General features: G+C 65.4%; 11 protein-coding genes and 1 tRNA gene. 8 read left to right on the forward strand and 4 right to left on the reverse strand.

The features are described 5' to 3' along the window. Positions 1-144: 144 nt before the first annotated feature. The 6 genes from GGD67_RS07640 (at position 145) to GGD67_RS07665 (ending at position 7596) form a co-directional block, all read left to right on the forward strand. Positions 145-229, forward strand: a tRNA-Leu gene (locus tag GGD67_RS07640). Between the two features lie 190 nt (positions 230-419). Next, on the forward strand, positions 420-722 hold the full coding sequence (locus GGD67_RS07645; RefSeq protein ID WP_179731932.1) for a hypothetical protein: 303 nt from the start codon (positions 420-422) through the stop codon (positions 720-722). Positions 723-1584: 862 nt separating this feature from the next. Then, positions 1585-1812, forward strand: a complete 228-nt coding sequence (locus GGD67_RS07650; protein WP_179731934.1) for a hypothetical protein — start codon at positions 1585-1587, stop codon at positions 1810-1812. A gap of 245 nt (positions 1813-2057) precedes the next feature. After that, the gene (locus GGD67_RS07655) at positions 2058-4820 is read left to right on the forward strand and encodes a DUF2235 domain-containing protein (protein ID WP_179731936.1); all 2763 of its coding nucleotides are present in this window, start codon (positions 2058-2060) and stop codon (positions 4818-4820) included. 149 nt (positions 4821-4969) lie between these two features. Next, positions 4970-5653: a response regulator transcription factor gene (locus GGD67_RS07660; protein ID WP_026201644.1), complete on the forward strand. Its 684-nt coding sequence runs from the start codon at positions 4970-4972 to the stop codon at positions 5651-5653. Further along, entirely contained in the window at positions 5650-7596 is a 1947-nt protein-coding gene (locus GGD67_RS07665; RefSeq protein WP_179731937.1) for an ATP-binding protein, read from the forward strand. The genes GGD67_RS07660 and GGD67_RS07665 overlap by 4 nt, the downstream gene beginning before the upstream one ends. 136 nt (positions 7597-7732) lie before the next feature. Here the strand turns inward: GGD67_RS07665 and GGD67_RS07670 are convergent, their stop codons facing one another. After that, entirely contained in the window at positions 7733-8023 is a 291-nt protein-coding gene (locus GGD67_RS07670; RefSeq protein WP_179731939.1) for a hypothetical protein, read from the reverse strand. A 238-nt stretch (positions 8024-8261) separates the two neighbouring features. Between GGD67_RS07670 and GGD67_RS07675 the strand changes: the two genes are divergently transcribed. Then, positions 8262-8486, forward strand: coding sequence for a hypothetical protein (locus tag GGD67_RS07675; RefSeq protein ID WP_179731941.1), 225 nt, complete (start codon positions 8262-8264; stop codon positions 8484-8486). 65 nt (positions 8487-8551) lie between these two features. On the opposite strand, the gene GGD67_RS07680 is transcribed toward GGD67_RS07675, so the two are convergent. Continuing rightward, a complete protein-coding gene (locus GGD67_RS07680; RefSeq protein WP_018316309.1) occupies positions 8552-8974 on the reverse strand; it encodes a GFA family protein in 423 nt (140 codons plus the stop codon). 216 nt (positions 8975-9190) lie between these two features. Next, positions 9191-9979, reverse strand: coding sequence for a methanethiol S-methyltransferase (mddA, locus tag GGD67_RS07685; protein WP_179731943.1), 789 nt, complete (start codon positions 9977-9979; stop codon positions 9191-9193). Positions 9980-10112: 133 nt separating this feature from the next. On the opposite strand from mddA, the gene GGD67_RS07690 reads away from it, so the two are divergent. Continuing rightward, complete coding sequence (locus GGD67_RS07690) at positions 10113-11660, forward strand: winged helix-turn-helix domain-containing tetratricopeptide repeat protein (RefSeq protein ID WP_179731944.1); 1548 nt, start codon at positions 10113-10115, stop codon at positions 11658-11660. Positions 11661-11681: 21 nt separating this feature from the next. Here the strand turns inward: GGD67_RS07690 and irr are convergent, their stop codons facing one another. Next, the gene (gene irr / locus GGD67_RS07695; protein ID WP_179731946.1) at positions 11682-12167 is read right to left on the reverse strand and encodes a Fur family transcriptional regulator Irr; all 486 of its coding nucleotides are present in this window, start codon (positions 12165-12167) and stop codon (positions 11682-11684) included. Positions 12168-12564: the final 397 nt, after the last annotated feature.

Consider the following 12564-nt stretch of genomic DNA (forward strand, 5'->3'; position numbering starts at 1 on the left):
CGGTAGGTCGCGCTCCTAAGCCTCTAGACCCGCTCCATGCGGCTGTCGAGAACGGCTGACATCACTTTGGCGCGGGTTGACCCCGCTTTGTCCATGGCTATAGTCCGCCGGCTTCGCGACGCTCCCTGCAAGGGCCGACCGAGGGCCCCTGTGGCGGAACTGGTAGACGCGCTCGACTCAAAATCGAGTTCCGCAAGGAGTGCTGGTTCGATTCCGGCCAGGGGCACCAGCCTTCGCTGCTTCGCAGCTACGGCTCGGCAAGCCGGGCGCAGCCATATCCATGCGAAGCGGCGAAGGCTGTCGCGCCGAAGCCTTGGCGAAGGCGGACTGGCTCAACACACTCGCTCCCCCCACCCTAGCCATCCCCTCATCTCCACTGTATAAACCGGTAGCTTCTTCCGTAACTCGAAGGAGCTCATATGAACGACCTGCACGCGTGGCTTTCGCAGCAACACCACGGTTTGCGGACCTTCCAGACCTTTCAGCAGAAGCTCGAGACGCTCGGCCAGCATGATCCCGCCCAGCGCGGCCTGTGCCGCCTGCTCAGCGGCGTCATCGGCAGCTATGTCGAGGCCTTTGACGAGGCCCCGCTGCCAGTCGACATTGCCGAGGACGCCTATCGGCGCCTGCTGACGCTGGTCGAAAGCCTCGATCTGCACGGAAATGCCGCTCGCCGGCTCGCCGACATCAACCGCGTGGCGACCTGCGAGTTGTGGCGGTGATCGTCAGGACCAGCGTGCCCACTTCAATTTCTAGGTAACAGGACACGCCTCTTCGGCCTCGCGACGCATGACGCCCGAGTCTTGAGCTTCTCTTGACGCCCCTTCCTTGGAAAGGGCGCAGGGAAGGCCGGGCGCCGGCTGGCACCCGCGGTCCGCTGCGCGCAATTGCGAAGACAAGTGCACAGCGGCATACAGGGCAGCCCAGGACATCCCGGCCTTTCCCTGCGCAATGGTTTTACGGCTTATGGCGCGCTCTCCCCGGGGAGCGATGCACTATTGCCCCCGTCGCCTTGCGGATGGCTGATGCGCACGCCCGGTCGGGCAGCTCACATCACCGCAAGCCTTGACGCACAGACCCCGGGCGTCAGGACGACACGCTTTTGCCGTACGCGGACCGCACCGGTCGTGCGCGCGCTGCTCAACCGCTCACGGGCCAAACCCGCCCTGCGATTGCTGGCGCGCCGATGCACTCCACGTCCACCGCCACCCGGCCCGCGCATCGTGACGATCGCGAAACGCCCCTTATCCTTGGGCCGGGATGAGCGACACATACGATATTTCCGAATTTCGGTCAACCAGAATCTTTGTATGGCCAAGCGGCGAGCGTCCAGACAAATCTTTTCCGGCCGAGAATCATCTCCTGCAGCCCATTTGCTTCGTTCCTGCCCCTGTGTATCCGCAATCGTCATTGCGAGCGCAGCGAAGCAATCCAGGAATGCATCCGCGGAAACAGTCTGGATTGCTTCGTCGCAAGAGCTCCTCGCAATGACGGGGAGGAGAGATTACGCGCCTTGAGGCGTTCCACTTCCCCGCGCCAATCCCTATATCCTGTGGCAAGCGATGTGATGCAGCGGACAGTTTGATGGCCAGGACACGCAGGACGGACGCCGACGACCTTCCCCGCTATTTCGTCTGGGTTCGGGGCCTCGAAGGCCCCGAGCCGCAGAAATGGATGGCGATGGATTTCGGCGTCGGGGAGTGGAAGCGGCCGCTGGTGCTGGCTTATCTGGAGCTGCCGGCGGACGAGCGCGATCTGTCGCTGTCGATGCTGGCGCGGCGGTACCCGCCGCCGCGGGTGGATCTCTCGTAACGGCGTCAGCACATCCAGCACTAGTCTGTCGCCACGGAGACAATGACCGCTCGATGCATCGCCGCTGCCAGCCAGCGACGACCCGACACGGCGACGCCGCACGATCCCGCTTGCTACCTCAACGCGACTGTGCGCAGAATGCACCTGTATTTTCATGAGTCAGAGATTTCAACCACTGATTGATTCCGGGAAATGATGCCCGGTTTGGCCTGACGCTTTCCTTGTCGAATTTGCCGGAGGGGCCCATGACGCATCATGATGTCGGGGGGAACGCCGATTCTCCGAGGCCGGAACGCGCGCCCAGCGACAGGGATAGGAATGCCGGCGGGGGCGCGGGCGCGGCCCTGCCAAGACGCAAGCTGGTGCTGTTCGCCGACGGCACCGGCAATGCGTTCGCCAAGCAGGAATCCAGCGTCTGGCGTCTGTATGAGGCCTTGGACCATACCCAGCCGGACCAGATCTCGCATTACATCAAGGGTGTCGGCACCGCCGGCTGGGCACCGCTTGCCGCGCTCGACGGCGCCACCGGCATCGGCGTCCCCGGCAACGTCCGCAAGCTCTATCGCTTCCTGTGCTGGAATTGGCGACCCGGCGACGAGATCTACATCTTCGGCTTCAGCCGCGGCGCCTTCACCGCGCGCACGCTGGCGGCGCTGATCGCGAGCCAGGGCCTGGTGCCGGCGGAGATCGACGACACGCCGGTGTCGCACGCGGAGATGGGGCGCAACGTCAAAGCCGCCTGGCGCGAGTATCGGCGCGAGACCGTGCCCTGGACCAAGAGCTTGCCGACGATCTGGGTCACGCGCTGGATCCGCGACTTCCTGCTGTTCGTCTATCACTGGCTTTGCGGGCACCGTAGCTATGCCGAGGTGCGGAGCAAAATGAACGGGCGCAGCGAGGTCGAGATCGCATTCCTCGGCCTGTTCGACACCGTCGAGGCCTTCGGCGTGCCGGTCGAGGAGCTCCGCCTCGCCATCGACTGGGCGATCTGGCCGATCTCGTTCCGCAATCACCGGCTGTCGCACAAGGTCAGGCACGCCTGTCACGCGCTCGCGCTCGACGACGAACGCACCACCTTCCATCCGCTGCGGATCGACCAGAGCCATCTGGCGGAAGGGCAGATCGTCAAGGAAGTGTGGTTCACGGGCGTCCATTCCGATATCGGCGGCGGCTATCCTGAATCCACGCTGTCCTTCGTGCCGCTAGTCTGGATGGTCGAGCAGCTCGGCGACCGGTTGCGCTTCCAGGACGGCGAGATCGAGCATTTCAGGGAATATCAATCGGCGCTCGGGCCGCGGCATGATTCACGCAGCGGCGCAGCGGTGCTGTACCGCTACGGGCCGCGTCCGATCCTCGGCGGCGACGTGAATGGCGGGCTGCCGGTCGTGCACTTCGCCGTCATCGAGCGCATGCTGCTCGGCTGCGATGATTACGCGCCTATCATGCTTCCGGCGAACTGCCTGGTGCTGCTGCCGGACGGAACGAGGTTGCCGCTGCGTTCTGAGGGAGAGACCAAGAATCTCGACGAGCAGCATGCGCGCGAGGTCATGAAGGCCGCCTATCTGCAAAAGGCGACGGGACCGCGTCGTACCGAGGAGGCCAGGGCCTTCACCACGATGAGCACGCCCGACGCCACCATGTCGAGCCTCACGCGCGACACCGTGTGGTGGCGGCGCGTCGCCTATTTCTCGCTTTTGTTCATGGCCGGCGTGATCGCCGCCTGGCCGTGGATCGCGCACGCGCTGGTGCAGTGGTCCGAAGACCGCGCCCTGGAGGGCACCGGCACACTGTCTTTCATCACCAATATCGACTGGGTGATGGGCGCGATGGTGGCGCCGCTGACCAATCTGCTGCGAGACGTGCTGCCGTCCTATGCGGCCCCCTGGCTCAACATCGCGACCTACTATCCCTTCCTGACCTCGATCGTGGTGATCGTCACCTGGTGGATCTGGCACAAGAACGGAACGTTGCGTGACGACATCGAGGAGCGGGCACGTCTTGCCTGGAACACGTCGCGCCGCAGGGCGAGCATGGAGCACATCGACAAGCCGGGGCCGTTGATGCGGCTCGGACACTGGATGCGCCTGAACGCCAGCCCGGCGCAGCACGTCATCACCAGGGGACTGGTGCCTGCGGTCTTCCTGATCGCGATCTTCGGCTCGGCCGCGCTGATCGTGTCGAGCAGCCTGTTCACCGCACGTCTCGCCCTCGGATCGGTCTGCTCGCCGCCTGCGGTCAAGGGCTCGGCCGCGTTCCAGACCGGCACGCCGGTGACGGACGAGCCGGTCGACGCGCGCGCGTTATTCGACACCAGGGACTTTTGCTGGTGGAGCGGGCTCGCCGTCGAGAAGGGCCGCAAATACCGCGTCTTTCTCGAGATCAAAGAGCCATGGTTCGACCGTACCATCATGAGCGGCGTGAACGGATTTGCGACCTACGAGCCGCACCACTACGTGGCGCTGCCGGAGCGTCGTCTGTTCGCCGCGGACTGGTTCCAGCCCGTGGTGCGCGTCGGCAGCAAAGGCATCAACGACCTGCCGCTCAAGGCAGTCAATGTGATGCCGGCCGACGAATTTCCCCGCCGCATGAAGCCCACCCTGCCCGCGGAGGACGACATCAGCAGGAGCCGCAACAGGTACCCCGTGCGGCTCGACGACACGGCCGAATTCAAGGGCAGGCTCGACGGACTCGGCAAATTCGAACCGATTCCGCCGGCCACGCTCGCCGAGGCAGGCCAGGTCTGGACCAAGCAGCTGTTGACCGGCCGCGTCGTCGCCGAATTCGTGGCGCCCGAGTCCGGCGAGCTGTTCTTCTACGTCAATGACGCCGTCCAGATATTCCCGCGGCTGCTTCCGGAGTCGTGGGTCCCGTCCTGGCTCGATGCGATCCAGGGACCGCACGATCTGTTCTACCGAAACAATAGCGGCACTGCGAAGATCAAGGTCCAGCGCCTGCCGGCCCCACCGATGCCGCCGGACAAGCCGTCATTACCGCTGGCGAGCAACTGAGACCCAGCGGGCCCCGCCTCGGAGCTCTCCGCGCCGCGACTTGGACACGGGGCATTCCCGCCCCCATGATTATGGGTGTCGCTGCCTGCATCCGGCGGTTAAACTTGCCCTTGCGCCGCGGGGGACACGCGGGTCGCGGGACCATGATCATGACCGAACAGGGCGAGACGGGTGAAGCCATCACCATCCTCCTCGTCGAGGACGACGCGCCGACCTGCTGGCGGCTGCAGGATGCGCTGGTCAAGGCCGGCTACGAGGTGCGCAGCGCCGGCACGCTCGGCGAAGCCCGTTCCGCGCTTGCCGGCGGCGCGCCCCGCGTGCTGCTGACCGATCTGCGCCTGCCCGACGGCCACGGCATCGAGCTGATCCGCGAGATGAGGCAGCGCTTCCCCGACACCGAGATCATGGTGATCTCGGCACTCGGGGACGAGGAAAGCGTGATCTCGGCGATCACGGTCGGAGCCACCGGCTATCTGCTCAAGGACGCCTTTCCCACCGACATCGCCACCACGGTGCGCGATCTGGTCGCCGGCCATTCGCCGATCTCGGCCTCCATCGCGCGCTTCATCGTGCGCAGAACCCAAGGTGCCGCGCCAAATTCGGCGGAGCCGCCGCCCGGCCCGGCGCTCAACACGGCGAGGCTGACACCGCGCGAGATCGACATTCTCTGGGGCATCGCAAAAGGCTTCAGCTATGCCGAGATCGCCAGCCATCTCGGCCTGTCCAAGCAGACCGTGCCCGGCCATATCAAGAACATCTATCGCAAGCTCGAGGTGCACACGCGCAGCGAAGCGGTCTTCGAGGCGGTGCAGCAGGGCCTGATCAAGCTGTGAGCGAGATCGCGGCCAAAGCACCTATCAAGGCAGCTACGAAGGCGCCTACGCGGCCGCGGCGCCGGCTGATCGCCTCGCGCCTCGTGCCCTATCTGCTGCTGCAGGCCCTGATCGTGATCGCCACCATTCTCGGGCTGCGGCTGCTGCAGCCGAGCGACCCCGACGATTTTGCGCTGAACGGGTTTTCGCTGCGGCAGGACGGCGTGACGCTGCCCGTGAACCTCCCGCATTTCACGGCGTCGCGCTATTCCCTGGACGACCCACCGCTCTACACCGGCAGCTTCACGTTCCGGCGCGACGAAGCGGCAGCGGGATGGTCGGTCTATCTGCCGCGCTTCAGCAACGCGGTGGAGGTCGCCGTCGACGGCGTCGTCGTGCTCGATTCCCGGCGCGACGCCAATGCCAACCGGCCCGACCGCAACACGCCGCAGATCGCAGCGATACCCGCCTCACTGCTGCGCGAGGGCGCCAACGAGATCACGGTGCGCCTGTTCGTGTGGGGGCCGTTGAAGGGTTTTCTCGACACTGTCTATGTCGGGCCGGATGCCGCCTTGCGGCCAGCCTATGAGACGCGCACGCTGCTGTTTGTCACCCTCCCCGTGGTGTTTTCGGCCTGGCAGTCGATCCTCGCCGTCATCCTCGCGATCATGTGGCTGATGCGGCGCCGCGAGCCGGTCTACGGCGTGTTGGCAGCCGCGATGGTGCTCGGCGTGGTGCAGGCGTACGTACCGCCGCCGGTTCCGCCGGCCGCCACGTCGCGGCTTGCCGCGGTGCTGCTGGCGTCCGCGCCGATCGAGAGTGCGTTGGTCGTCATGTTCGGCGTGCTGTTTTTCGGCTGGCGCTGGCCGCGCTACGGCATGCTGCTGTTCGTGCCAGGCCTCGTCGTGTTCGTGGTCGGGCTGATCGGGGGCCCGCCGCTGCCGCGCATCCTCTTTCTGGTGCTCGGCATCCCCACCGTCGGGATTTGCCTGTTTCTGATGGCCTGCGTGACCGCGACCGCGGTCGTCCGGCGGCAGGACGCGGCAAGCTTCACGATCGGCTGCGCCGTCACCATCGTGCTGGTCTGCTGGGTCCAGGACATGCTCACGGTGCTCGAGATCGTGAGCAACGATCGCATCTTCGTCTCGCGCCTGTCCTATTCGGCGATGCTGGTCGCGATCGGGGCCGGGTTGACCTGGCGCTTCGCTCGCGCCTTGAACCAGGTCGACAGCTTCGCCGGCCAGCTGGTGACGCGCGTGCGCGAGGCCGAGGAGCGGCTGAAGGCGAGCTTCGTCCGCGAAGAGGAGCGCGCGCGCGCCGCCGCGCTCGCCAATGAGCGCACGCGGCTGATGCGTGACCTGCACGACGGCCTCGGCGGCCAGCTCGTCAGCATCGTCGCGCTCTCCGAGCGCGGCCATGAGGGCGCGACCATCACCGACGCTGCCCGTGCCGCGCTGAAGGATCTGCGTCTCGTCATCGATTCCATGGACGACATCGGCGGCGACCTGATGCTGGCGCTCGGCTCCTGGCGGGAGCGCGCGAGCGCGCAATTGCGGCCGCACGACATCACGCTCGACTGGCGCGTGGCGACCCCGCAGGGCCTGCCACTGCACCCTGAACTCAGGCCATGGCACGTCATCCAGATCGTGCGCATCCTCGACGAGGCCGTGACCAATGCGGTCAAGCACGCACAGGCCCACCGCATCGCGGTCACCATCGAGACGCTCGATGCGAGCGAGGGGCCGTACGGCCTGATCAGTGTGACCGACGACGGCCATGGCTTTGCACTGGCCGGCAATGGCGAAGCCGGGCGCACCGGCCAGACCGCGCGCGGCTTGCGCAACATGAGAAGCCGCGCCGCGCGCTGCGGCGCGGTGCTCGACCTGAGTTCCGACGCTTCCGGCACGCGGGTGCGGCTGCAATTGCCGCAGCGTTTTCCCGACAGCGACGCGGCTGCGGGCTGAAAAGCCCCCTCTCCGAGCGTGTGGGACGCGCGGAGAGAGGGAACGGGCCGGGTGATTTGCCGGCGGAGGACGGGGGGTTCGTCCGCAGGGCGCCCTGGGCCCGAGGCGATGCAATCAATTCAATCGAATGGAAATATCAGCGCACGCCGACGCGATTGACCGGGCCGCCGCGATTCATCGGCGTTCCCGCGCGCACGCCGACCCCGGGCGCGCCGACGCCGGGCGTTGCGACCGCGGCCCTTGCGACCGGCGCTCCCGGCGCGACCACCACGGCCGCCGTCGGCCGCACCACGCAGCCCTTGGGCACGCCGACCGTCTTGCAATAGACCACCGCCTGCGCCGGGCTCGTGCCCAGCGACACCATCGCCCCGCCCGCCAGCGCCATGACCGTCAGCCCTGCACTCAGCGCTCCAGCTCTCTTCGACATCCTTTGCTCTCCTGCTTCCCGTTCGGCGTCCCGATGCAATCACCGGGTTTCGCAGCCGAGGTGCAGCCTGAATGACAAAAGACGGCGCGCGGATACATGCCATGAAGATGGGGGTCGCTGCGGCCGGGACACCGGGCCGACGCCATGAACATGGCATGGACCCATGCACGACCTTCGCGAGATGGTCCGGCCCGATTGATCCCGGTCGGGACCAACGTCGATTCCAAAGAGGTGCTTTATGAAGATTTCAGCTGTTGCCGCGCTGCTGCTCGTCGCTTCCGCCCTGCCCGCTGCTGCGCAATCCGGTCCATCGGTCCAGGAGCAAATGGCCTGCCGCGGCGATGCCAGCAAATTCTGCGCCGAACATATCGGCAAGCCGCCGCAGATGAATGCCTGCCTGCGGGAGAACAAGTCGAAGCTCTCGGACAGCTGCCGCAAGGTCGTTGAATCGCGTGGCGGCTGACCCGTCGCCGTTCTCGCAAAGAAGAGAGGAGCGGCGCGCTGCCGCCCTCTCAACACCCGGCACCGCTACTCCTGCATCATCTCGCCGCTGCCGCCGAACTCGGCCGGAAAATCCTTCAGCTTGGGCAGGCCGTCGCGCATCGGCAGCACGGTCTCGGCATAGTTGACGTGAACGCCGGGCGCGAAGGCGAGCGTCGGGATGGTGGCGGTGAAGACATCGACCAGCCCGAGCGGCGGATGGTTGGTCATGAGATGGCCGCCGCACTTCTTGCAATATTGGCGCTGGCTGAGCGGCGTCTTGGCAAACGTCTCGACATTCTGGGCGCCTTCGGTGACGCGCACGGCCTCGGGCTTCCACAGGCTGAAGGCGTTGACCGGACCGCCCGACCAGGAGCGGCAGGAGCGGCAATGGCAATAGCCCATCGCCTCCGGTGCGCCCGTGACCTCGATCGTGACCGCGCCACAGAAGCAATTTCCGACATGTTTCATTTGGTCGTCTCCGTTTGATGAAGAGGAAGAAATCCTCTCCCCGCTCCTCGTCCACAATATGTCGGGACCGATGGGAATGCTGGGAGAGGTGTCGGGGTGAAGGGGGACATCACCCCGGGGGACGTTGAGGGGACGGGTATGTGAGATGCTCGCATACCTCAGCCGGCGCGGCCAAGCGTCCTCCGTTCGGCGGACGCGCGCGGTGCCGCACCGAGGCTAGAGTGACCGGCGCCAGGGAATAAGCATCGACACCCGTTGTTTGTACTGCCGGTACTCGTCGCCGAAGAGAGCGACGAGGTCGTGCTCCTCCAGCGCGATGCCGACGAAGATGTAGAGCGTGGTGACGACCGCAAACAGCAGATGCCCCGCGGTCATGGTCGGCGCCGCCCAGAACGCAATGATGAAACCGAGATAGATCGGATGGCGGACGAAATTGTAGAGCAGCGGCGTCCTGAACCGCGGTGGCGTCATCTCCTTGCCGACCAGATGGTTGGTCACCTGATGCAATCCGAACAATTCGAAATGATTGATCAGGTAGGTGCTGGTGAACACCAGGATCCACCCAGCGAAGGACAGCGTGACCAACGTCACGGCGAGATCCGGGTTCTCGACATTCCATACGATCCCAGGCAGCGGGCGCCACTGCCAGAACAGGAGCAGCAATGACAGGCTCGCGAACAGCACATATGTCGAGCGCTCGACGGGCTTGGGGACGAACTGCGTCCACCACGCCTTGAACTGCTTGCGTGCCATCACGCTGTGCTGAAGGGCGAACAGCGACATCAGGAGGAGATTGACGATGACGGCTTCGGCCGTCGGCGTGTCGGTTCCGGTATCGATGGTCTTGGGCACCACCAGCCCCATGACGAAGCCGATGGCGTAGAGAATGGTGACGAAAAACACGAGATATGCCGCAATTCCGTACAGAAAGGCGATGAACTTGAAAATGCGTGAGCCCGCAACCTCCGGGCTGATGGAATGAACCTGGTGATCAAGTTGGGTCATAGAACGCTCCGTTGTGCCGAGGCATCGACACTGTTTGGTCTTCGCACCATGCCGGATCGGACGTCCCCAGACTTTCGCGACCGGTTGATTTTCGCCTGAGACGACTTTGATTTTTGCTTGAGACGACAGAAACGTGCGATTTCGCTTTGAAAATAACGTGCTCGACGGCGACCTGCGGGAACTGACCTGCGGCGGGGCAGCCGTGCCGTTGCAGCCGCAGGTGTTCGATCTCTTGCTCTATCTCGTCGCGCAACGCGCGCGTGTGGTCAGTAAGGATGACCTGATCAGCCAGATCTGGAGCGACCGGATCATCTCGGATTCGGCGCTGAACAGCCGGATCAACGCAGCGCGCAAGGCGCTCGGCGACGACGGCGCGACGCAGCGGCTGATCAAGACCATTCCGCGCAAGGGTTTTCGTTTCGTCGGCGAGGTCCGGGAAGATGTGGCAGCGTCGATCGTGCCGGCCGAAGCCAGGCCCGCGCCGTCGCGCGTGGGGGACCGCCCGGCGATCGCGGTGCTCGCCTTCGAGAACATGAGCGGCGATCCCGCGCAGGACTATTTTGGCGACGGGATCAGCGAGGACATCCTCACGGCGCTGTCGAAGCAGCGCTGGTTCATGGTGATCGCCCGCAACTCGTCCTTCACCTACAAGGGGCGCGCAGTCCACCTCAGGCAGATCGCAGAGGAGCTCGGCGTCCGCTACGTCGTCGAAGGCAGCGTGCGCAAGGCGAACAACCGGGTGCGCATCACCGCGCAGCTCAACGATGCCACGTCAGGCAGCCATCTGTGGGCCGAGCGCTACGACCGCGAGCTGGTCGACGTCTTCGCCGTCCAGGACGAGATCACCAACGCGATCGCCGCGGCGATCGAACCGCAGATTCACGCGGCCGAAAGTTTTCGCGCCCAACGCAAGGGACCTGCGAGCCTGGACGCATGGGATCTGCTGATGCGGGCGCTGTCGCATTATTGGCGCGTGACCCGGCACGATCACGAGACCGCACGGACGCTGCTCGAACGCGCGATCGGGATCGATCCGAATTACGGCCAGGCGCTGTCGGTGCTGGCGGCGAATTACATGTTGGGCGTGCATCTCGGCTGGGCCGAGCTCGCCACCGTGGCGCCCGTAGCGGAAGCCGCCGCGCTGGCCGCGGTGCGCTGCGACCATGAGGATGCCTGGGCGCATGTCGCCCTCGGCAGCGTCTGCTTCTCGACACGCAGGCTCGGGGACGCGCTGTCCGAGTTCGAGCAGGCGCTCGCGCTCAATCCGAACTTCTCGCTGGCGCAGGGTTATTACGCGCTGGCGCTGTCCTATGCCGGACGTCCCAAGGATTCGTTCGAGGCCGCGCAACGGGCGATCCGGCTGTCACCGCGCGATCCGTCGCTGGCGATCTATCACGGCATCGCCGGCTATGCGCGCTTCACCGAACGCCGTTATGACGAGGCCATCGCGCTGGCGCGCGAGGCGATCCGCCATCGCGGCGATCTCACCGGCGCCTACCGCGTGCTCGCGGTCTCCGCCGGCATGACCGGCGACGGAACGCTTGCGGAGACGGCGCTGGGCGAGCTCCGCCGCACCCAGCCCGACATCTCGCTGCACTGGATCGCGACGCAACTGCCGTGGGCCAATGACGGGGATCGCGAGCACTATCTGGAAGGATTTCGGCGCGCGGGACTGCGCTAGGCGGCTGCTCTTACCCCGGCGCTACGCGCGCTTGCGGCGCAAATGGACGATGACGTCGAGCCGCGCGATCTCGTGGCCGGGAAGCGCCTCCGGAATCCTGGTGAAGGCGAGGCCTTCGGCAACGTCGACCAGCACATCCTCGCCCTCGAGATAGAAGTGCGGATGCACCGAGGTGTCGGTGTCGAAGAACGACTTGATGCCGTCGGCGGCGATCCGGCGCAAGAGGCCCGCCTCGGTGAACTGGTTCAGCGTGTTGTAGACGGTCGCGAGCGACAGATAGGCGTTCGCCGCCATTGCCTCTTCGAACAGGCTCTCTGCGGTGACATGACGATGACCGCGCAGGAACAGCAACTGGCCGAGCGCCAGGCGCTGGCGCGTCGGGCGCAAGCCGGCATCGCTGAGCAATTGCAGACAGTGCTGCATCCCTGCATCGGGCTGCAACTCGAGGCCGGCGACATCAGGATCGCTATCGTCACGCGCAGGGAAATTCGTGGCCTGGATGTCCATCGATCGTCTCACGGCTCAGGGGGAGCAGGACGCACAGCGCCGGGTCCTGCCAGTTGCTATTAGATCGCAAAAGCGGCGGCCTGGCTTTGATCCGGATCAAATCCGGAGCGGGGCCGCCTCTGACCTATCGCAAGGCGGTCCGGTTTATTCCTGGCCCGTTGGGCGGCGACGGGCTCAGCGCATCATGACGGCCTGATGCTTTTGGTCGCAGGCGCAGGCTTGTGCAACGCCTTCGCGGACTCTCGACAGGAGTAAGGCCGCTTGATCGCCCGGAGCGGGCCGATCCGCCGTGCGCGAAGGTATGCGGAAAACAGGACGCGCTGTACATTTTTTGTGCGAGCACTGTCGCGACTTTCATCTTGCGGCGCCGAACGGGACTGTGTGAGCCTCGATATCG

The organism is Bradyrhizobium sp. IAR9 (assembly GCF_013408065.1).
Taxonomy (GTDB): domain Bacteria; phylum Pseudomonadota; class Alphaproteobacteria; order Rhizobiales; family Xanthobacteraceae; genus Bradyrhizobium.